The organism is Pseudoalteromonas sp. SG43-3, assembly GCF_014164385.1.
Classification (GTDB): domain Bacteria; phylum Pseudomonadota; class Gammaproteobacteria; order Enterobacterales; family Alteromonadaceae; genus Pseudoalteromonas; species Pseudoalteromonas distincta.
Genome location: NZ_JACJFC010000003.1, coordinates 52,464 through 73,183 on the forward strand (window position 1 = coordinate 52,464; position 20,720 = coordinate 73,183).

Sequence of the window (20,720 nt, forward strand, 5' to 3'; positions counted from 1 at the left end):
AGTACACATATTTTTATTATTTATGAAATTATATCTAATCATATCTTACTTAAAATCTCTATAAAGTTAGATAGAAAGAACTAATTATGCGTTTAAAATAAAGGCTTATACAAAAATGACAAAGAAAAGTAATAAATTAGTAGTATTAGGTGCAGGCTGGTTAGGACATGCTTTATGCGTAAGTGCACAAAAAGCTGACTGGCAAGTACAAGGAACGCATAGAACAGATATACACGAGTTTGACTTTGAGCGTCAGTTTACACTTGAAGATGGGCAATTAAGGCATCAAGTTGATTTACAAGATGCTTATTGGGTATGTGCTATTCCACCACGTAGCAGACACAGTGAAAGTAATTATCCTGAAACACTCACCGCAGCGCTTAAGCTTTCAAAGGAGCTAAACGCAAAGGGCTTTTTATTGTGCTCATCAACCGGGGTGTACGATCAAGAGCCTGGTGTATATAGTGAAAGTAGCGATATTTCATGCACAAACGAGCGCCAAATAAAGCTTTACGAAGCTGAAGAGCAAGTGCTTGAACAAGATGGCAAAATACTTCGTTTAGCTGGCTTACTAGGGCCTAATAGAGAGCCGGGGCGTTTTGTGGCAGGTAAAGAGCTCAATACATCAAGTGAGCAAGTGGTAAATATGGTGCATCAACAAGATGTAATTAATGCTATTTTTGCGGTGATAGAGCACTGGCAAGTAGGGCAAAATATTTATAATGTGGTTAATCCTGCGCACCCCACAAAAGCTGAATACTACGCGATGAAGTGTCAGCAACATGGTGGTGAAATGCCAACGTTTACAGGAACTGATTCGGCTGAGCGAAAAATATTAGGCTCAGCCATTGAAGCCTTAGGGTTTAGCTATCAGCACGGTATTTAATATGCTGAAGGCAGGGGACTGCTCTCTATAAAGTCGCATAGCTTACCTTCACTTAGTAATGTATTAGCAGCTTCGATATCGGGAGCAAAGTAGCGGTCTTTATCATAATAACTTACATGCTCGCGTAACAATGCTTTAGCGCTTTGCACTTTATCTGATGGTTCAAGCGGCTTTCTAAATTCTAGCCCTTGAACCGATGCTAACCATTCTATTGCCAAAACACCTTGGGTATTATTGGCCATTTCATCTAAGCGCCTTGCTGCAAAGGTTGCCATAGAAACATGATCTTCTTGATTTGCAGATGTAGGCAAGCTATCAACCGAAGCCGGATGCGCTAATGATTTGTTTTCTGATGCAAGCGCTGCTGCGGTAACTTGGGCAATCATAAATCCTGAATTTAAACCGCCGTTTTCAACTAGAAATGGCGGCAATTTGGATAGGTTTGAATCGATAAGTAATGCAATTCGCCTTTCTGCTAATGCGCCAATTTCGGCAATTGCGATTGCTAAGTTGTCAGCGGCCATTGCAACGGGCTCTGCATGAAAGTTTCCTCCCGATATTATGTCGCCTACATCGGCAAAAACTAGCGGATTATCGGTTACACCGTTCGACTCGCATAGCAATACTTCTGCGGCTTGGCGTATCTGAGTTAGGCAAGCACCTAGCACTTGAGGCTGGCAGCGAAGGCAGTATGGATCTTGTACTTTTTCACAATTGACGTGGGAGCTACTAATTTGAGAGTGCGTATCGAGTAGCTCTCTAAATACTTGAGCGGTGTCTATTTGTCCGCGCTGTCCGCGAATTTCATGAATACGTGCATCAAATGGCGCGCGACTGCCCATTGCAGCTTCTATGCTTATTGATCCGATAACGCAGCTTTGTGCATATAGGTTCTCGCTTCTAAATAGGCCTTGTAGTGCAAACGCAGTCGACGCTTGTGTGCCATTTAATAATGCTAAGCCTTCTTTGGCTGCAAGGGTAAGGGGTTCAAGTCCCGCTATTTTTAACCCTTGTGCTGCGCTAATTATTTCTCCTTTATGTCGCATTTGACCTTCAGCTAATAAAGGTAGACACATATGCGCAAGAGGGGCTAAATCTCCCGATGCCCCCACGGAGCCTTTTTTAGGCACGCATGGATATACTTCGCTACTAAGCAGCTGCATAAAAAATTGGATTACTTGCAGGCGAATGCCCGAATAGCCACGTGAAAGCGAGTTTACTTTTAAGGTGATCATTAACCTTACTGTGCTGTCATCCATGTATTCGCCAATACCCGCAGCGTGTGAAAGCACAATGGAGCGCTGTAATAATTCAAGTTGGTCGTCGGCAATTTTAGTATTGGCTAATAATCCAAAGCCGGTGTTAATTCCATATACAGTGCGGTGTTCATTAATAACATTTTGAACGGTTTGCGCGCTGGCTGCTATTTGCGACTCGGCATGCTTTGCAAGGCTCAGCTTTACCGGTGAATTATTAATTTTTCTTAGTGTGTTTAAATCAAGTGATCCGGGTGTGAGAGTAAGTTCGAACATGATCATTCCTCGTTTAACATAGGTAGGTCTAAATTTTGTTCTTTAGCGCAGTTTTTTGCTATGTCGTATCCGGCATCAGCATGGCGCATTACACCTGTTGCAGGGTCGTTCCACAGTACGCGAGCAATACGCTCTTTAGCTTCATCAGTACCATCGGCAACAATAACTACACCAGAGTGCTGACTAAATCCCATTCCTACACCGCCACCATGATGAAGCGACACCCAAGTAGCGCCACTTGCGGTATTAAGCAGTGCGTTGAGTAATGGCCAATCTGATACTGCATCTGAGCCATCTTTCATGCTCTCTGTTTCGCGGTTAGGGCTGGCAACTGAGCCAGAGTCGAGGTGATCGCGACCAATAACTATAGGGGCTTTAAGTTCGCCATTTTTAACCATTTCATTAAAGGCCAGTGCAAGGCGTGCTCTATCTTTTAGGCCAACCCAGCAAATGCGTGCAGGTAAACCTTGGAATTGTATGCGTTCCCGCGCCATATCAAGCCAGTTATGTAAATGTGCATCATCAGGAATAAGCTCTTTTACTTTAGCGTCGGTTTTATATATATCTTCAGGGTCGCCTGATAATGCTACCCATCTAAATGGTCCAATCCCTTCACAAAATAAAGGGCGAATATATGCAGGCACAAATCCAGGAAAATCAAACGCGTTGGTAACACCCTCATCAAACGCCATTTGACGAATATTATTACCGTAATCAGTAGTGGCGGCACCGGCTTTTTGTAGTGCTAGCATAGCTTTAACTTGGACTGCCATTGATTGTTTAGCGGCTTTTACTACGGCTTTTGGATCTTGCTCACGCATTTTTGCTGCGTACTCCATTGTCCAGCCTTGTGGTAAGTAACCATTTAATGGATCGTGAGCAGATGTTTGATCTGTGACTACATCAGGGGTAATGCCTGTTTTAACCAGTGTACTAAATACATCGGCAGCGTTACCTAGTAAACCCACTGAGAGGGCTTTACCTTTAACACATGCATCGGTTATTAATTGCAGTGCGTGTTCAAGATTTGTTGCTTTTACATCAACGTAGCCTGTTTTTATACGAAAATCGATACGGCTTACATCACATTCAACAACCAGTGCACTAAACCCAGCCATTGTAGCTGCAAGTGGTTGCGCACCGCCCATACCACCAAGACCACCTGTTAATACCCATTTACCACTAGCGCTACCTGCAAAATGTTGCTTTGCCATAGCTACAAAGGTTTCGTAAGTTCCTTGTACTATGCCTTGCGAGCCAATATAGATCCAAGAACCCGCCGTCATTTGCCCGTACATCATCAAGCCTTTTTTATCGAGCTCGTTAAAGTGCTCCCAATTTGCCCAGTGTGGAACAAGATTTGAGTTAGCAATAAGCACGCGAGGAGCATTACTGTGGGTTTTAAATACACCAACGGGTTTTCCTGATTGTACAAGCAGGGTTTCGTCGCTTTCGAGCCTATCGAGGGTTTCTATAATTTTGTCATAACTTGGCCAATCACGAGCTGCTCGGCCAATACCACCATATACAACAAGTGCATGAGGATGCTCTGCAACTTCAGGGTCTAAATTATTCATTAGCATGCGCTTGGCAGCTTCTGTTTGCCAGCTTTTAGCACTTATTTTATCTCCGAGAGGTGCACGTATTACGCGACTTGTGTCGAGTCGGTTGTTCATGTTTTGCTCCTGTTGTATATACAAGGTGATTTGTTATAAAAAAAGCGCAGTAAGCGCTATTGTTTGTTATTTTTTAAATGTTAAGTGGCCGCCTAAGCGATATTTACTGCCAGGTGATACAAGGCGCGCAAAGCTTACAATGCCTTTAACAGACCAGGTGCGTCGGATCACTTGTAAGCATGGCTCTTCATTATATAAATTTAACCATTGGCACATTTCGCTGTTTGGCATAATGGCCTCTACTGTATGCCTTGCTTGGGTAAGTGGGGCAACACTAGATAGATATTCATGTGGTGTAAGCGTGCTGAAGTCTTGTTGTAAGTAGCCAGTCGCAAGGGCAGGATTTACAAAACGCTCTTCTAGCTGCAAAGGGCTGTCATTTTCGTTATGCACAAGTACACTTCGATATACAACACTGTCAACCTCAACACCAAGTGCAATGGCAATAGGTGCTACTGCATTTATTGATTCGAGTATGAGTACACTACAGGTGTAGTTGCCGTTACGCTCTTTTACTTCATCAGCAATATTTTTTATTTCAAGTAACGATGACTGCGATTTAAATGTAGCTACAAATGTACCAAGCCCTTGGCTGCGGGTTAAAATACCTGCCTCGGTTAATTCGCTTAGTGCTCTGCGGGCTGTCATCCTGCTTACACTAAATTGACTACTTAGTTCGTTTTCAGAGGGAACACGTTGGTTTTCTTGCCACGTACCGCTGCGAATTTTATCAACAATGAATTGTTTTATTTGCGCAAATTTAGGTGTCGTCATTAAATTTATGGTTACATTAAAAATAAACTATATAAATAAGATGACACAATTATCTTGTATATACAAGATGGGTTGTTAGACTATATTTTCATCACTCTGGGCGTAAAAAGGGCTAAAAAATGCAAAGCACAACACAAAATTATGAGTTAGAAGAAATCGACTTACTTTTAACTGATGCCAATATTGCCACTATGGATAGCAATATAAATGCCCCTTATGGCGCAATCGAAAATGCTGCTATAGCCATTAAAAATGGTAAAATTGCGTGGATTGGAGAGCAATCAACATTGCCTAGTTTTGATGTGTTTGCAACGCCGACATTGAGTGTAAAAGGACAGTGGTTAACGCCGGGCTTAGTAGATTGCCATACTCACTTAGTATTTGCAGGTTCAAGATCGCAAGAGTTTGAACAGCGTTTGCAAGGCGTAAGCTATGAGCAAATCGCAGCACAAGGCGGTGGCATAGCAAGCACGGTTAAAGCCACAAGAGCAGCCGACCGTGAACAATTGTTTGTTGATGCAAAAGATCGCTTAAATACGTTATTAAAAGAAGGTGTAACCACCGTTGAAATAAAGTCTGGTTATGGGCTAGATACTGAAAATGAGATAAAAATATTAGAAGTCGCTCGTTTATTAGGTCAACATCACCCTATTGATATTAAAACTACTTTTTTAGGGGCGCATGCTCTACCGCCTGAATACAAAGGCCGTGCTGATGAATATATTGATTTAGTGTGTACTGACATGCTTGATCAGGTAGTGGCTAATAATCTTGCTGATGCAGTCGATGTATTTTGTGAAGATGTTGGGTTTAGTTATTCGCAAACCAAACGTGTTTTCCAGGCGGCTAAAAAGCATAACCTCCCAGTAAAATGCCATGCTGAGCAGCTATCTAATCAACAGGGTGCTAAGCTGGTGGCGCAGTTTAATGGCCTTTCGGCGGATCATATTGAGCATCTAGATGAAGAGGGTGTAAAAGCCATGGCAGACGCTGGGACGGTAGCGGTATTATTGCCAGGTGCATTTTATTTTTTAAGAGAAACTAAATTCCCACCTATTGAATTACTTAATCAATATAAAGTACCTATAGCTATTGCGAGTGATTTTAACCCAGGTACTTCACCACTATGCTCAGTGCACTTGATGATGAACATGGCATGCACATTGTTTAGATTAACACCTGAGCAAGCATTAGCTGGTGTTACTCGAAATGCAGCTAAAGCACTAGGTTTAGACGACCGTGGTATTTTAAAGGTTGGCGCAAGAGCTGATATTGCGCATTGGCAAATAAGTCATCCATCACAATTAAGTTACCAATTTGGCGTAAATAAACTGTTAAATTTATGGATTTTGGGTAGAATTAATTAGTTTGTATTATTTTTACCCACATATAACTTGGTTTAAACTTTTTTAGCGAATACGGATGCCGTTAATTTGAACATACTAACCGACAGTAATTTCCCAATATTTTTTAGTGGTGCACTATTAATGGCGATGATCGCCACTTTATTTGCTGTTAAAAATACCAGTATTAAATTTAGTTATTTATGCACAGCTGCTGTTGGTTTAGCTATTTTAAGCAGCGGTGCGGCTTGGCTTGCTATTTTACTAGCCTTTGGGTTTTGTTTTCACTTATGGCAAGCATTTGAGCGAAATAATTGGAGCATGATAATTACCAGCTCAATGGCTGGTCTTTTATTTGTTGTTCTATTTTCAGCTCATTTATTATTGGAAGTTCCGCTATTTTGGGTTGTGTTAGCAATATTATTATTAGCTATTGTTGGCTTTTTAAATGATGAAAGCGCTGAAATAGAAGTCGTTATAGAGCCAGAACCTGAAGGTGATACATTTGTTGAAGAGTCTCCGCTTTCAGTTTTTGCAGATAGAAAACAGTTACGCCAAGGTTACTATGCATGGTGCGACAACAAACAAATAAGCGCAGCGTTAATCGTTATTCGCCTTGAAGGCTTTGAGCAAGTTAACCAGCATATTGGACGCGACTTTGGCGATATACTGTTAGCGCAATCGGCTAATCGAATAAAAGAGCTACTTTCAAGTGACGAAATAGTGACTTTAACTGGACAAGAAAAGCTAGCCCACTTAGGGGGTCTTAACTTTGCATTTATTTGTAGTTTCGCGAATCAAAAACACTTACATGAATTAGTTATTGACCAAATACTGGGTGCAACGCTTAAGCCATTTAATGTTGCTAACTGCACTGTAGAAGTAAAAGCGAGAGCGAGTTATGTTGATTGTAATGAGCAAGATAACAACTTTGATAATTTAATATCGTACGCATATCTGGCACTCGATAGCCACCCAGATCGCAAGGTTGTGCCTTATCATCAACAAATGATGATTGAATTGCGAGAGCAACAAGCGCGACTAAAGGAATTAGCAAATATTGATTTTTCGAGCGAGTTAGAGCTTTATTTTCAGCCTATTATTTGTAACGAAAACGGTCAAATTGAGTTTTTAGAATTACTACTGCGTTGGCAGCACCCTAAGCAAGGGATTTTATCCGCTAACAGGTTTATCGACGACATTAGAATTGCAGGGCTTGGTTATCCACTCGCTAAATTTGTAATAGAGAGAGCTGCTGAGCTTGCAATGGCGCTTAGAATAGAAGGTATTTCTATACCGCTTAGCATTAACGTATTTGGTCCTGAAATGCTTAACGAAGAGTTTATTGAATTTGTTGATGTTGTTTTAAGTGAGCATCACTTGGAAGCTGGCGATTTAATTGTTGAATGCCCTTTGCATATTTTTGCGGGACTAGATGATAAAGGCAGAGGCATGATCGCAAGGCTTAATAACATAGGCTTAAAAGTATGTGTTGATGGACTTGGTGATAACCCGGTACTGCTTTCTAAGTTACCAAGCTTAGCGGTAGAGTATATTAAGGTTTCACCTTCACTCACTGCTGACTTTAGTAATCAAAATAATATACGCAGTTTAGTTAGCGGAATGGTTGAAATGCATAACCAACAAAAAACAAAAGTGATTTTTGAAGGGGTAGAAACACTTGAGCAACTTAAGTTTGTAAAAAGCTTAAAAGGTTATGCTGCCCAAGGTTATTACTTTGGTCACCCGCTAAGTAGTATTGGTTTAATGAGCTGGCTAAAAGAGTGGCGATTAGTTCAACAGCGCTAAGTGTTTTCTTTGGCTTGTAGATAGCTATTCACAAGTGCACTGATCACTTGTCCTACATGGGCAGCACCGGCCTCAACTCCGTTAGGGTGCTGGCTAGGCGCTGCTTCACATAAATGTAAGTACTTAGAGTCGCGATGGTTTGCTGCTAAATGCACAAAGTGCTCAGTGTCATTCACACTAAATCCGCAACATGTGTACGCACTCACCGGCATGTAAGTAATACTATCTAAATCAACTTCAATACCCAGTGGTAAATCGTTAAAATTACTTAATGCGTTTTCAATTGCCTGCGTGAGTGTAGTTTTTCGCTTAACTTGTATTGATTGATAGCTATCAAACGTAAAGTTAGCTTCACTCATTGCATCTATAATTGCTTGATTGTTTTTTATCTCATGTAAGCCAATAACGTGGTAATTACTTAGATGTTGCTCGTTATAAGCGTAGCGAAAGCCATTGCCGCTATGGCGACCTTCACATTCTCTAAAGTCGGCATGAGGGTCAAAGTTGATAGCATTAATAGGTGTATTTTTTGACTTACTCAGGGCACGGATAATTCCCAAGCAATTGTTATGACCTCCGCCAATAACGATTGGCTCAAGCCCTGCTTTAAAAATAAGGCTCAATACCGACTCTACGCGTTCATCAAGCTGTTGGCATAAATCTCGTAATTGAGTTAACTGCTGGCCTTGCTGATTATTAAGCTGGTTGCTTTGCGCCATTAAATCATCAGTATTAACTTCACCCAATAAAAGCACTTTTTGAGTGGCAATAAATTGATTGTGAGGTTGGTTTAAAAAGCGTTTTAAAAAAGCCGGCCATGCTTCGTTTGCACCGCCATTTCCTAAGTTTGCTTTTGGGCCGATATCTTCGCAAATACCCAGAAGTACATAGCGGATACCAAATTGAGCAGCGTCAACAAGTGCTTGTTGCAGGTTTACTTGGGTGTCGAGCAAGGCCATTGATTGCCATGCTTTTTTCTCATTTGCGCGGGTAGAGCAAAGTGTTCTAACCGCGCTTTCATCATATACTTTTAAATGGGAAGTCACGTTATACTTCTACAACTTCCAACTCTAATTCTTCTGCAGATAAAACAATGCCTGTGCTATCAGCATAAATAAAGTCGTCATCAAAAAATGATACCCCAGCAAAGTTAACGCCTATAGCATCTTCACCAGCTCCTTCGCTGTCGGCTGCAACAGGGATTGAAGCAATTGCTTGAATGCCTAAATCAAGCTCTTCAAGCTCATCAACGTGGCGTACTGCGCCGTAAACAACAATACCATTCCAGTTGTTTTCAAGTGCTAGCTCAGCCAGTTCAATGTCGATTAGTGCGCGACGAGTTGAGCCGCCACCATCAATAAGAAGTACTAGGTCTGTACCATCTTGAGAAAGTAATTCGCGGATGAGTTCATTATTTTCAAAACATTTAACCGTTTTAATGCGGCCACCAAAGCTGTGTCGACCACCAAAGTTGATGAACATAGGCTCTAGCACGTCAACCACGTCAGCAAAGTGGTCGCATAAATCAGAAGTGCTGTAATCCATTATTTTATCCTCAAAAGGTACATTAATTTATATCTCAGTATACCCTCCTTATAAGCAATAACAACGACTTAATCGCAGTAAATTTAGGCAAAACAAGCGCTAAATCATTAATCGCAATAATAGTGTATTAAAAGCGTCACTCAATTGTTATTTACAACACATAAGCTAAATCGGTGTTCATATGTTATGCGATGAGGGATGGTGATGAATAATAATATGCTTAAAAAGGTAACTCAGATAGATGAGCAATTATTTTTAACTTTGTTTAATTGCAATTCACCGAGGTGGTTTAAAACAATGGCCTTTGGTTTGTCTAAAAGCGGTGATGGTGGGCTTTATATATTAATATGCTTAGCAGTGTGGTGGCTTAGTAATAATGAACAGCACCAATTATTGCCTGTCACTATATTAATTGGTTTTGCTATAGAAAGACCTATTTACCTACTAGCTAAAAATAGATTTGCTCGGATCCGTCCATGCGACTGCTTAGTAACAAATGCCTATATAGTACCAAGCGATAAATTTAGTTTACCATCGGGTCACAGTGCTGCAGCCTTTTTAGTGGCAATTATATTAAGCCATTTTTTCCCAGAATATGCATTACTACTATTTAGTTGGGCTACCGGCGTTGCTATGTCTCGTGTGGTATTGGGTGTGCACTTTCCTGCTGATATTATAATAGGCGCAACGATTGGTAGTTTTTGTGGTTTATTTGCGTTAGCACTCGTGGTGCCTGCATGAAAATATTGTATGGAGTACAAGGTACCGGTAATGGTCATATAACGCGCGCTCGGGTTATGGCAAGCTGCTTTAATAAGCTCGGTATTGATGTTGATTATGTGTTTTCAGGGCGCGCAAATAAAGATTACTTTGATATGCACGAATTCTCAGATTATAAAGCGTATCGTGGTTTGTCGTTTAGCACTGAAAATGGGCAAGTTAAAAATTTAAAAACACTTAAAAACATGCGAATTTGTAAGTTGGTGAGTGATATAAAATCGCTTGAGATAAAACAGTACGATTTTGTACTTAACGACTTTGAGCCTGTGACAGCATGGGCTGCAAAACGGGCAGGTATACCCGTTATTGGCATTAGTCACCAAGCAGCATTTTTGTCAGATAACGTACCTATGTTTGGTCGTGGCGTACTGAGAAAATCACTTATCAAGCATTATGCACCAGCGACTACCTACTTAGGCGTGCACTGGCAACCATTTGCAAATAATATAATACCGCCTTTTATTGCTCATCATAATCACGACAACCCTGTAGCAGTAATGAACAAGGTATTGGTATATTTACCTTTCGAAAACTTAGATAGCGTTGTTGATTATTTAAAAGACTTTCCCGAAAAAGAATTTTATTGCTATCACCCAAATGCCAGCAATCAGTCTTTTGGACATATACATTTACGAGCCCCTTCACGTTCTGGCTTTTTAAACGACTTAGCAAACACAAGTGGCGTTATTGGTAATGCGGGATTTGAGCTTGCCAGTGAAGCGCTTAAGTTAGGTAAAAAGTTACTATTAAAGCCTTTAGATGGTCAGTTTGAGCAAGCAGCAAATGCACAAACTTTATTTGCCATGGGCATGGCGCATGTTATGAACTATTTAAACCCACAAGCCCTTGATGATTGGAATAGCGCGCCGCAAAACAAGCAAATAAATTACCCCAGCGATCCCGCGCCTTTAATTGATTGGTTGGTTAAACAACAATGGAATAACACACAATCGTTACATAAAGGTTTGTGGGATAGTGTCGCCTTATAGCCATCACATTTAAACTGTTTAGAATTACCAATAATAAAAAGTTAAATTAATTAGTCGCTGTTGATCTATTAGCTATAATACAAATGCATATTTAAAAAAGGCGTTAGCGATGAATTTTTTACAAAACTTAACAATTAAACGACGTTTACAACTAAACGCAGTCGTTGTTGGTTTAGCAATGGTGGTCCTTTTATGCGTGATTATTTTTGAATCACGTACAACCTTGAGCTTAAACAAGACTATTCAATTAGCAGAAGAGCTCAACGTACATGCATTAGCATTGCGTAAACATGAAAAAAACTTTTTGTTTTATAAACAAGAAGACGCGTTAACTGCATTTGAAACGGATTTTGAGCAGTTAAGTGATAAAGTAAAAAAGTTACAACAGTTAATGGCTAACCAAAGTATCGCACAGGAGCAGGTCCAGCGCTTTGAGCAACTAATAAATAGCTATAATAATGATTTTGAAACTGTTGTTAAGCTTCAAAAAGAGATTGGTTTAACCCCGACCGACGGGTTATATGGCAAGCTTAGAAGCTCGGTTCATGAAGTTGAGCAACTATTAAAAGAGCAGCAAAATTACCAACTGCTGTCGTCAATGCTGCAACTAAGACGCTCAGAAAAAGATTTCATGCTGAGATTTGATATTAAGTACCTAGGGCGTTTTAATGAGGGAATTAATACATTTAAGCAGCAGGTAGCTGCAGCACAGCTGCCAAGCGACTATAAAGCACAAATTAATCCTTTGATTGATATATACCAAAGCGAATTTCAAACACTTGTGCAGGCGCAAACTAAGCTAGGGCTAGATCTTGAGTCAGGCGCACTTGGAGTAATGCGTGACAGTGTAGATAAAAGCGACGCCATTGTTTCTAAAATCGTTAAAGACACTAAGTTACAAGTAGAGCAAAGTGTAGAGCAGGCTCAATTTTTAGCTATTTTGGTATTTGTGATTGCAGGTGTGATTGTATTAGCACTCGTTTATTTTACAAGCCACTCCATTATTGTACCTATTGAGCGGGTTTATCACACCATTAACGATATTCGTCGTAATAATGATTTGAGCGTGATGATAGAGCAAACTGGTAAAGACGAAATTACCACCATGACGGTCGACTTTAATAGCTTAATAGGCGATTTTAAGAACTTAATTAACGAAGTTAATGGTGCTTTAAACACGCTTAATGTAGCAACAGAGCATTTATCACAAAGTACCGCAGCAACAAGCTCTGGTATGCAAGAGCAACTACATGAAGCCGACATGGTTGCAACGGCAGCCACCGAAATGCAGGCGACGATTCAGGATATTTCACATAATACTGAGGCGGCTGCGAAAAAAGCAGAGTCAACAAATTTAAGTGCACAACAAGGGCGTAGTGAAGTAGATTCTACCGTTAAGCACATTAGGGCCCTATCTGATTCGCTGGGGAATGCATCAAATGTAGTGTCGCAACTTGAAAAAGATGGTGAAACAATTGGTTCAGTGCTTGATGTAATTCGAGGGATTGCAGATCAAACAAATTTACTTGCACTTAATGCGGCAATAGAAGCGGCCCGTGCTGGTGAGTATGGTCGTGGTTTTGCTGTTGTTGCAGATGAGGTTCGTTCATTAGCAAAGCGTACTCAAGAGTCTACAAGTGAGATTGAAGGTATTATAAGTACCTTACAGCAGCGTACTCAAGAAGTGGTGAGTATTATGCACAAATGTCGCTCTCAAGGTGATGAAAGTGCCTCGCAAGCAATTAAAGCAGGTGAGCTATTAGGCGCAATTACTGAAGATGTACAAACAATAATGGAAATGAGCTCTCAAATAGCAGTTGCTATTGATGAGCAAAGCCAAGTGGCATCAGAGGTTAATAAAAATGTAGTAAGAATTCGCGATATTGCACAAGACGCAACTGAACATGCTGCTAACAATGCGCAAACAAGTGAAGAGGTCTCTGAGCAGGCTCGCGTTCTGTTCACTGCAATTGATAAATTTAAGGTTTAATAACGCTTAATAGAACGGGCCTATAAAGTTTAAGGAACAAATTTTATAGGCACGCTATCTTTACTTTTTTCGTGTTCAGTTACCCGCACTAAATATTCACTCCACAATGTATCTTGTTGCTGTTGTAGTTTTTCAAAGTAGCGCCAGCTAAATAGTCCGCTGTTATGGCCATCGTCAAAATCTAAACGAAGTGCGTAATGCCCAACAGGTACAATACTTTTTATTCCTACAGCTTGCTTATTAAGTACTAGCTTCATTGGGCCAGAGCCATGGCCCTGCACTTCAGCTGAAGGGGAGTGTACACGTAAAAACTCACAGCTAAATACAGCTTTACTGTCATCATCAAAGTAAACATCTAGATTTTTACTTACACTGTGGTAATGCACTTTTGTTACGTGTTTCATTTAATATCCCATTAAAAAGCCCCCAATCTGGAGGCTTTTAGTATAACGTTTATATTCGTTTTATAGAATAAAGCGGCTTAAGTCTTCATCTTCAACAAGTGCACCTAAGTGTTTCTCAACATAAGCGGCGTCGATTACTAATGACGAGCCTGCTTTTTCAGAAGCGTCGTATGAAATTTCTTCCATCAATCTTTCCATTACAGTGTGTAAACGACGAGCACCGATGTTTTCGGTTTTCTCGTTAACTTGCCAAGCTGCTTTGGCAATACGTTCAATTGCATCGTCGCTAAACTCAATCGATACCTGCTCAGTTTTAAGCAGCTCTCGTTGTTGCTCGGTAAGCGATGCATGAGGCTCTGTAAGGATGCGTTTAAAGTCATCTGCAGTAAGTGCTTCAAGTTCTACTCGAATCGGTAAGCGGCCCTGTAGCTCTGGGATCATATCTGATGGCTTTGCCATCTGAAACGCACCAGAGGCAATAAACAGCATATGGTCAGTTTTAACCATTCCGTGCTTAGTATTTACAGTTGAACCTTCAATTAGCGGTAGTAAGTCACGCTGAACACCTTCTCGGCTCACATCTGGACCTGAAGAATCGCCGCGCTTACAAATTTTGTCTATTTCATCAATAAACACAATACCGTTTTGCTCTACTGCAAAAATAGCTTGTTCTTTTAGCTCTTCAGGATTTACTAATTTAGCGGCTTCTTCTTCCGTTAATAGTTTGAAGGCTTCTTTGATTTTTAGTTTACGCTTAGTGCGCTTATCGCCGCCCATGTTTTGAAACATGCTTTGTAGCTGGTTGGTCATATCTTCCATACCAGGAGGCGCCATAATTTCTACGTTTGGTTGTGCTTGTGCTAAATCGATTTCAATTTCTTTATCATCTAGCTGACCTTCACGTAGCTTTTTACGGAACGCTTGGCGAGTTGATGAGTTATCATCACGCTGCGTTTCGCCGTATTGATCTTTCGCTGGTGGTAAAAGGGCATCTAAAATGCGCTCTTCTGCTGCTTCTTCGGCGCGATGTTTAAATTTCTTAGTCTGCTGTTCGCGAGTCATTTTAATTGATACATCGACTAAATCGCGGATGATAGTCTCAACTTCTTTACCAACATAGCCAACTTCAGTGAACTTAGTCGCTTCTACTTTAATAAAGGGTGCGTTAGCAAGTTTTGCTAATCGGCGGGCAATTTCTGTTTTACCTACACCGGTTGGACCAATCATTAAAATGTTTTTTGGTGTTACTTCGCTGCGTAAATCTTCTTTGAGTTGCATGCGGCGCCAGCGGTTACGAAGTGCGATAGCCACTGCTTTTTTTGCTTTAGCCTGACCTATAATGTGCTGATCTAGCTCGTGAACAATTTCTCTTGGGGTCATATCAGACATGATAGTTCCTATTATAATTCTTCGATTGTTTGGAAGTTATTAGTAAATACGCAGATGTTGCCTGCAATAGTTAAGCTTTTCTCTACTATTTCACGAGCGCTTAAATCTGTATTTTCTAAAAGGGCGGTTGCAGCTGATTGTGCAAAGTTACCACCACTGCCAATTGCAATTAGGTCGTTTTCAGGTTGAACCACATCGCCATTACCGGTAATAATTAAAGAGGCTGTTTCGTCTGCAACAGCGAGCAGAGCTTCGAGTTTTCGAAGTGCACGGTCGCTGCGCCAATCTTTAGCCATTTCTACTGCGGCTTTAGTCAGGTTTCCTTGGTGCATTTCTAATTTGCTTTCAAAGCGTTCGAAAAGAGTGAAGGCATCAGCAGTACCGCCGGCAAAACCAGCGATTACTTTGTCATTATAAAGACGTCGAACTTTACGGGCGTTGCCCTTCATTACGGTATTACCAAGAGACACTTGGCCATCGCCGCCAATTACAACCTTGTCGCCACGGCGTACACTTACGATAGTAGTCATGTTATTCCTCATCATCGAGCTGCAGAGGCAACTCGTAAAAAACGATTATGAAGAGGTTATATGGGTGAATGGTTTATTTTCAAGTCCAGCCCCAAATTCCGCAGCCGACTATTTTTACACGTTTAAGTTTGTTTTTATCACTTTCGGCTTGGCGTTTGGTTTTATATGGGCCTAAGCGCACTTTATACCAAGTACCATTGCTGCCTTCAGCCTGTTTTATTTCAGAAATGAGGCCTGCAAATGCTATTTTTGCTTTTAGCGATTCCGCTTGTGCGTGGGTTTTAAACGAACCACACTGCATAACGTAAGGGCCTTTTTGCTCAAGTTCTTTCACTTCAACTTGAATCTCGTGGTTTCTAATTTCTTTAATAAACTCTGGTGTGCGTGGAATAACCACTTCTACTTTTGCGGGCGCAGTGGGGTTTGCTTGTTTTTCGACAAGTTTTGGATCTGCATTACTTTTAATAAACCATAATGTATAAGCAAAACCACCGACGAGTAAGATGGCTATGACAGCTAAAAGAATAGGAAATGGTTTTTTAGCGGGTGCGTTTTTTTTACTGTTTCTGCCTGCAGGCTTTTTGTTAATATAATCGTGCTGTGCCATGGTGTTATTTTGGCCTTAACCTAAATCATGTCTATAGGGTCTACGTCTAAGCTCCAGCGTACTTTTTGTGCAAGTTTACTTGAACTTAAATAATCAACCATTTGCGCAAGGTACTGATGTAATATGCGGCGATCTTGCGCTTGAATATGTAATTGAAAACGATACATACCTGCGACTTTTTCAAGTGGAGCAGGGATCGGGCCGAGCAATTGTATACCAGATACCCCATTCACAGGAACCAAATCCGTCAAAAAATCGACGACTAGCTTAATGCTGTGTCCTTGTGCACGGACAATAGCCATATTTGTAATGGGTGGTAAGTCTGCAACATCGCGTTCACTCAGTGCAAAGCGAGCAAAGTCTTGGTAACCATTATTAACTAAGTCTTGTAAAAGCGGGTGTTCTGGAAAGTGTGTTTGTAATAATACTTGGCCAGGTTCCCCTGAACGCCCAGCTCGCCCCGCGACCTGAGTAACTAACTGTGCTAAATGCTCTGTCGCCCTAAAGTCGCATGAGTATAAACCGCTATCTACGTCTAAAATTATAACAAGGCTTACATCTGCAAAGTGATGGCCTTTGGCAAGCATTTGTGTGCCAACTAAAATGCGTGCACCGCCTAGGTTTATTTCATCTAGTGCTTTTTCAAGGCTGCCTTTACGGCGAGTTGAATCGCGGTCTATGCGAGTAACGGGTGTATCTGGAAACTCGGTCGATAAAAACTCTTCAATTTGCTCTGTACCTTTGCCATTTGGAAATATTTGCGTACTTCCACAATCAGGACATTGGTGAGGAACAGGGTATTGATCGCCACAGTGATGACAAATCATTTGCCCAATCGCTTTATGAAATGTGGCGCTGGTACTGCAGCGTTTACATTCACTTAGCCAGCCACATTCATGGCAAATAAGAGTGGGTGAAAAACCTCGGCGATTTAAAAAAACCATAACCTGTTTACCGCGATTTAAGTGTTGGCGCATAGTTGCAAGGCTTGCATGTGCAATACCTGCTTGGTCGGGTTGGCCTTTCATATCGAGTAACTTAAATTGGTTATCTGTCGCAGTTTGCGCGCGCTCGGTTAAACTTAGTAGCTGATATTTGTTATTAATTGCTTTGTGAAGTGTTTCAAGTGCGGGTGTAGCACTGCCTAATATAAGTGGTATTTTATGCTGAAAAGCTCTGTATGCGGCCAAATCACGAGCATGGTAACGAAGGGTATCTTGTTGCTTAAATGATGAATCGTGCTCTTCATCGACAACTATCATACCGAGTTTTAAAAATGGCAGAAAAATACTCGAACGTGTGCCTATAACTATTGCACAACTGCCTTTTTCGCAAAAACGCCATGTTTGCAATCGCTCGTTGTCGGTAAGGGCTGAATGCCAAAGCATAATGGGTGTATCAGGAAAGCGGCGACGAAAACGGTTTACAGTTTGTGGCGTTAAGCCTATTTCTGGCACTAATACTAATGCTTGCTCGCCACGTTTGAGTACTTCTTCTAGGCACTGTAAATACACTTCTGTTTTACCACTGCCAGTTACGCCCTCTAATAAAAAGCTGCTAAATCCATTACTTTGATTTATTGCCGTACAGGCAACCGCTTGTTCTTTATTAAGTACTGGTTTACTACCGACAGTTGGAGCAACACTTTGCCATTGGTTATCGTGCTCAATAGTTTGTGTTATGAGTTCTTTATCTATTAGGCTATCGATTGTTTTTTTACTAAAGCCAAGAGCTTTTAATTCGGTTAACGATGATTTCCCCGATTGCGATAACTGCTTTAATAAATTGAGCTGTGTTTTAGCTTTTAATGACGGTACTTTTGCACCTTTTTCTGTCAGGGCAACCATATTAATACTGGTTTTATCTGGCGATTCACCTTGGCGAAGTACACTCGGTAGCGCTATATGAATAGTTTCGCCTAAGGGGTAGCAATAATAGCGGGCAGTAAAGCTAAGGAGTTCTAAATGTTGGGCACTTAAAATAGGGGTGTCGTCTATTACCTCTATAATATTCTTAATTTTATTTAAAGGGACGTCGGTACTGTTTTTAATGCCCAGAACAACAGCCACTTTTTTTTGATTACCAAAAGGCACTAAAACCCGCATGCCCGGAAGTATTGGGGTTGATAAGCCACTGAGCTGCTCTTCTATTTTATAATCAAAGGTGCGTGGAAGCGGGACTTTAATAGCAACTTCAACAAAACTCATAACAACTCAACCCGTAAAATTAATGCTGTAATGTACTAAAAATACCGCTAAAAACCTACTAGCAATAGTACTTGAGAAAGAGATTGTTCACTTTTTTAGCGAAAAGATAAATAAATACTTGTGCAGGGGAAGGTTGTTGGATAAAATCCGCCACCAACAAATTTGTTTTAACGACGTATGGTGCCAGACTTCGGGTTTGGAGAGCGATGCGGCCTTAACTAGAGGTTCCTATGAAAGAAGGTATTCACCCTAAGTACGAAGTAATTTCTGCAACATGTTCATGCGGAAACAAATTCGAAACTAGCTCAACTCTTTGTAAAGACATTCACTTAGACGTATGTTCTGCGTGTCACCCGTTTTACACTGGTAAGCAAAAGATTTTAGACACTGGCGGCCGTGTTGATCGCTTCAACAAGCGCTTCGGTGCACTTAGCAGCAAGAAGTAATTATTGCTGTTTAGTTAAAAAAAGCACCTTAGGGTGCTTTTTTTGTGTCTAAAATTTACTACTTCTTATCTTATTTAGCTTGCTCGAGCTACATCACACCTTGCATAACTATTTCCTATTCTTATTCTGAGTATGCATAAACCTTTACAGACAAATCGATAGATATTCTCTATATTTTAAATAGTACAAATTTTAACTAGGTTGATAAAAGTAGCTAACGTGGGCTTATCTGTTTTTAAAGTAGTGTAGTAGGCTGTTATTTTAAGTTTATGATGATGTGTTAAACATACATTTTTTTAATATTTTAATAGACATAAACACACCTCAAAACTTACTTTTTTGGTGAATTTTTATTTATCAAATGTTTATATAATCCTGCAAAGTTACTGAAAAACCTCTTAAAATTAAAGGATATAGCATATAACAGGATAGACCTGATATTGCTTGGAATTTAAAAATAATAAGGGTATCGTACCCCAAGACTCCACCTCTCACTTTAACTTAAATTGCAGGATACCATCGCGTTATGTCTGACTTTCGTGAACAAGCACTACATTATCACTCACATCCCGTACCTGGTAAAATTAGCATTGAGCTAACAAAACCAGCTGAAACAGTTCAAGACTTAGCCCTAGCTTATAGCCCAGGTGTCGCTGAGCCTGTACGTGAAATTGCCGCAGATCCTGCAAATGCATATAAATATACCGGTAAAGGTAACATGGTTGCGGTTATCACTAATGGTACTGCAATTTTGGGCTTGGGTAATTTAGGTCCTTTAGCGTCTAAGCCCGTAATGGAAGGCAAGGCGTTATTGTTTAAACGTTTTGCAGGGCTTGATTCTATTGATATTGAAGTAAAGCACAAAACAACAGAAGACTTTATTAACACGGTTGCCAATATTGCTGACACATTTGGTGGTATTAACCTTGAAGATATTAAAGCACCAGAGTGTTTTGAAATTGAAAAAGCATTAATAGAGCGTTGTAGCATTCCTGTTTTTCATGACGACCAACACGGCACCGCCATTGTGACGGCTGCCGGCATGTTAAATGCGCTAGAAGTACAAGGTAAATCAATTGAAGATGCAATAATTGTATGTTTAGGTGCAGGCGCTGCTGCAGTTGCGTGTATGGAACTGTTAATTAAGTGTGGTGCACTGCGTGAACACATTTATATGCTTGACCGCAAAGGTGTTATTCATACTCGTCGCGATGATTTAAACGAATATAAACAGCTTTTTGCTAACAATACCGATAAACGCACATTGCAAGATGTAATTGCAGATGCTGATGTGTTTGTTGGTGTTTCGGGTCCTAACTTGTTAGCTGCCGAAGATTTAAAACTAATGGCAGAAAAGCCGGTCGTGTTTGCCTGTTCAAACCCAGATCCAGAGATCGATCCTGCACTTGCTCACGGCGCACGCAACGATTTAATTATGGCAACAGGGCGCTCTGATTACCCTAACCAGGTTAACAATGTTTTATGTTTCCCGTTTATTTTCCGTGGTGCACTTGATGTACGTGCAAGCGCGATTAACGATGAAATGAAAATTGCTGCAGTTGAGGCTATTCGTAGTATTGCCAAAGAGCCTGTACCTGCAGAAGTTTTAAAAGCCGCAGGCGTAGATAAACTAGAGTTTGGTGCGCAGTATATTATTCCAAAACCAATGGATCCGCGTTTACTACCGCGTATAGCTAAAGCTGTAGCACTTGCTGCGGTAGAGTCGGGTGTTGCGCAAATTGATTTGCCTGAAAATTATATGGCGTAATATATAACGCTTAAACAAAAAACCTCAGCAATGCTGAGGTTTTTT

General features: G+C 40.7%; 18 protein-coding genes. 8 read left to right on the top strand and 10 right to left on the bottom strand.

The window, feature by feature from the left end:
* Positions 1 to 115: 115 nt before the first annotated feature.
* Positions 116 to 886 carry an NADP-binding protein gene (locus H5157_RS03585; RefSeq protein ID WP_182724154.1) on the top strand — a complete coding sequence of 257 codons (771 nt, stop codon included), beginning with the start codon at positions 116 to 118 and terminating at the stop codon, positions 884 to 886.
* Here the strand turns inward: H5157_RS03585 and hutH are convergent.
* From hutH to hutC, 3 genes are all read right to left on the bottom strand, one after another.
* Positions 883 to 2,418 carry a histidine ammonia-lyase gene (gene hutH, locus H5157_RS03590; protein WP_182724155.1) on the bottom strand — a complete coding sequence of 512 codons (1,536 nt, stop codon included), beginning with the start codon at positions 2,416 to 2,418 and terminating at the stop codon, positions 883 to 885. The two genes, H5157_RS03585 and hutH, sit on opposite strands and share 4 nt — an antisense overlap.
* Before the next feature lie 2 nt (positions 2,419 to 2,420).
* Positions 2,421 to 4,094 carry a urocanate hydratase gene (hutU, locus tag H5157_RS03595; protein ID WP_182724156.1) on the bottom strand — a complete coding sequence of 558 codons (1,674 nt, stop codon included), beginning with the start codon at positions 4,092 to 4,094 and terminating at the stop codon, positions 2,421 to 2,423.
* Between the two features lie 66 nt (positions 4,095 to 4,160).
* Positions 4,161 to 4,868: a histidine utilization repressor gene (gene hutC / locus H5157_RS03600; protein ID WP_024596303.1), complete on the bottom strand. Its 708-nt coding sequence runs from the start codon at positions 4,866 to 4,868 to the stop codon at positions 4,161 to 4,163.
* A gap of 119 nt (positions 4,869 to 4,987) precedes the next feature.
* Here hutC and hutI point away from each other — a divergent pair, with 119 nt between their 5' ends.
* The gene (gene hutI / locus H5157_RS03605; RefSeq protein ID WP_182724157.1) at positions 4,988 to 6,235 is read left to right on the top strand and encodes an imidazolonepropionase; all 1,248 of its coding nucleotides are present in this window, start codon (positions 4,988 to 4,990) and stop codon (positions 6,233 to 6,235) included.
* Positions 6,236 to 6,355: 120 nt separating this feature from the next.
* Positions 6,356 to 8,020 carry an EAL domain-containing protein gene (locus H5157_RS03610; protein ID WP_182696203.1) on the top strand — a complete coding sequence of 555 codons (1,665 nt, stop codon included), beginning with the start codon at positions 6,356 to 6,358 and terminating at the stop codon, positions 8,018 to 8,020.
* Here H5157_RS03610 and H5157_RS03615 read toward each other — a convergent pair.
* Positions 8,017 to 9,066 carry a formimidoylglutamase gene (locus H5157_RS03615; protein WP_165723716.1) on the bottom strand — a complete coding sequence of 350 codons (1,050 nt, stop codon included), beginning with the start codon at positions 9,064 to 9,066 and terminating at the stop codon, positions 8,017 to 8,019. The genes H5157_RS03610 and H5157_RS03615 overlap by 4 nt on opposite strands.
* A gap of 1 nt (position 9,067) precedes the next feature.
* Positions 9,068 to 9,565, bottom strand: coding sequence for a ribonuclease E activity regulator RraA (gene rraA / locus H5157_RS03620; RefSeq protein ID WP_002959955.1), 498 nt, complete (start codon positions 9,563 to 9,565; stop codon positions 9,068 to 9,070).
* A 201-nt stretch (positions 9,566 to 9,766) separates the two neighbouring features.
* Between rraA and H5157_RS03625 the strand changes: the two genes are divergently transcribed.
* From H5157_RS03625 to H5157_RS03635, 3 genes are all read left to right on the top strand, one after another.
* Entirely contained in the window at positions 9,767 to 10,306 is a 540-nt protein-coding gene (locus tag H5157_RS03625) for a phosphatase PAP2 family protein (RefSeq protein WP_024596307.1), read from the top strand.
* Positions 10,303 to 11,334 carry an MJ1255/VC2487 family glycosyltransferase gene (locus tag H5157_RS03630; RefSeq protein WP_002958362.1) on the top strand — a complete coding sequence of 344 codons (1,032 nt, stop codon included), beginning with the start codon at positions 10,303 to 10,305 and terminating at the stop codon, positions 11,332 to 11,334. The genes H5157_RS03625 and H5157_RS03630 overlap by 4 nt, the downstream gene beginning before the upstream one ends.
* Before the next feature lie 109 nt (positions 11,335 to 11,443).
* Positions 11,444 to 13,324 carry a methyl-accepting chemotaxis protein gene (locus tag H5157_RS03635; RefSeq protein WP_165723718.1) on the top strand — a complete coding sequence of 627 codons (1,881 nt, stop codon included), beginning with the start codon at positions 11,444 to 11,446 and terminating at the stop codon, positions 13,322 to 13,324.
* A 29-nt stretch (positions 13,325 to 13,353) separates the two neighbouring features.
* Here the strand turns inward: H5157_RS03635 and H5157_RS03640 are convergent, their stop codons facing one another.
* The 5 genes from H5157_RS03640 to priA form a co-directional block, all read right to left on the bottom strand.
* The gene (locus tag H5157_RS03640) at positions 13,354 to 13,728 is read right to left on the bottom strand and encodes a gamma-butyrobetaine hydroxylase-like domain-containing protein (protein WP_024596309.1); all 375 of its coding nucleotides are present in this window, start codon (positions 13,726 to 13,728) and stop codon (positions 13,354 to 13,356) included.
* Between the two features lie 60 nt (positions 13,729 to 13,788).
* Positions 13,789 to 15,117, bottom strand: coding sequence for an HslU--HslV peptidase ATPase subunit (gene hslU, locus H5157_RS03645; protein ID WP_002958365.1), 1,329 nt, complete (start codon positions 15,115 to 15,117; stop codon positions 13,789 to 13,791).
* An 11-nt stretch (positions 15,118 to 15,128) separates the two neighbouring features.
* Positions 15,129 to 15,647, bottom strand: coding sequence for an ATP-dependent protease subunit HslV (hslV, locus tag H5157_RS03650; RefSeq protein WP_182724158.1), 519 nt, complete (start codon positions 15,645 to 15,647; stop codon positions 15,129 to 15,131).
* Positions 15,648 to 15,726: 79 nt separating this feature from the next.
* Positions 15,727 to 16,254: an SPOR domain-containing protein gene (locus tag H5157_RS03655; RefSeq protein WP_024596311.1), complete on the bottom strand. Its 528-nt coding sequence runs from the start codon at positions 16,252 to 16,254 to the stop codon at positions 15,727 to 15,729.
* A 20-nt stretch (positions 16,255 to 16,274) separates the two neighbouring features.
* Positions 16,275 to 18,461: a primosomal protein N' gene (priA, locus tag H5157_RS03660; protein ID WP_182724159.1), complete on the bottom strand. Its 2,187-nt coding sequence runs from the start codon at positions 18,459 to 18,461 to the stop codon at positions 16,275 to 16,277.
* A 230-nt stretch (positions 18,462 to 18,691) separates the two neighbouring features.
* On the opposite strand from priA, the gene rpmE reads away from it, so the two are divergent.
* Positions 18,692 to 18,907 (top strand): 50S ribosomal protein L31, encoded by a 216-nt coding sequence (gene rpmE, locus H5157_RS03665; RefSeq protein WP_002958369.1) that lies wholly within the window; start codon positions 18,692 to 18,694, stop codon positions 18,905 to 18,907.
* Between the two features lie 526 nt (positions 18,908 to 19,433).
* Positions 19,434 to 20,675, top strand: a complete 1,242-nt coding sequence (locus tag H5157_RS03670) for a malic enzyme-like NAD(P)-binding protein (RefSeq protein WP_002958370.1) — start codon at positions 19,434 to 19,436, stop codon at positions 20,673 to 20,675.
* Positions 20,676 to 20,720 lie beyond the last annotated feature (45 nt).

What these genes read in the sequence shown, in the direction of transcription:
- H5157_RS03635 (WP_165723718.1), top strand. Translation starts at nt 11,444, where the DNA reads ATGAATTTTTTACAAAACTTAACAATTAAACGACGTTTACAACTAAAC.
- rraA (WP_002959955.1), bottom strand. Translation starts at nt 9,565, where the DNA reads ATGGATTACAGCACTTCTGATTTATGCGACCACTTTGCTGACGTGGTT.
- hutH (WP_182724155.1), bottom strand. Translation starts at nt 2,418, where the DNA reads ATGTTCGAACTTACTCTCACACCCGGATCACTTGATTTAAACACACTA.
- hutI (WP_182724157.1), top strand. Translation starts at nt 4,988, where the DNA reads ATGCAAAGCACAACACAAAATTATGAGTTAGAAGAAATCGACTTACTT.
- rpmE (WP_002958369.1), top strand. Translation starts at nt 18,692, where the DNA reads ATGAAAGAAGGTATTCACCCTAAGTACGAAGTAATTTCTGCAACATGT.
- hutU (WP_182724156.1), bottom strand. Translation starts at nt 4,094, where the DNA reads ATGAACAACCGACTCGACACAAGTCGCGTAATACGTGCACCTCTCGGA.
- H5157_RS03655 (WP_024596311.1), bottom strand. Translation starts at nt 16,254, where the DNA reads ATGGCACAGCACGATTATATTAACAAAAAGCCTGCAGGCAGAAACAGT.
- hslU (WP_002958365.1), bottom strand. Translation starts at nt 15,117, where the DNA reads ATGTCTGATATGACCCCAAGAGAAATTGTTCACGAGCTAGATCAGCAC.
- H5157_RS03610 (WP_182696203.1), top strand. Translation starts at nt 6,356, where the DNA reads ATGGCGATGATCGCCACTTTATTTGCTGTTAAAAATACCAGTATTAAA.
- H5157_RS03640 (WP_024596309.1), bottom strand. Translation starts at nt 13,728, where the DNA reads ATGAAACACGTAACAAAAGTGCATTACCACAGTGTAAGTAAAAATCTA.
- H5157_RS03585 (WP_182724154.1), top strand. Translation starts at nt 116, where the DNA reads ATGACAAAGAAAAGTAATAAATTAGTAGTATTAGGTGCAGGCTGGTTA.
- H5157_RS03630 (WP_002958362.1), top strand. Translation starts at nt 10,303, where the DNA reads ATGAAAATATTGTATGGAGTACAAGGTACCGGTAATGGTCATATAACG.
- priA (WP_182724159.1), bottom strand. Translation starts at nt 18,461, where the DNA reads ATGAGTTTTGTTGAAGTTGCTATTAAAGTCCCGCTTCCACGCACCTTT.
- H5157_RS03670 (WP_002958370.1), top strand. Translation starts at nt 19,434, where the DNA reads ATGTCTGACTTTCGTGAACAAGCACTACATTATCACTCACATCCCGTA.
- hslV (WP_182724158.1), bottom strand. Translation starts at nt 15,647, where the DNA reads ATGACTACTATCGTAAGTGTACGCCGTGGCGACAAGGTTGTAATTGGC.
- hutC (WP_024596303.1), bottom strand. Translation starts at nt 4,868, where the DNA reads ATGACGACACCTAAATTTGCGCAAATAAAACAATTCATTGTTGATAAA.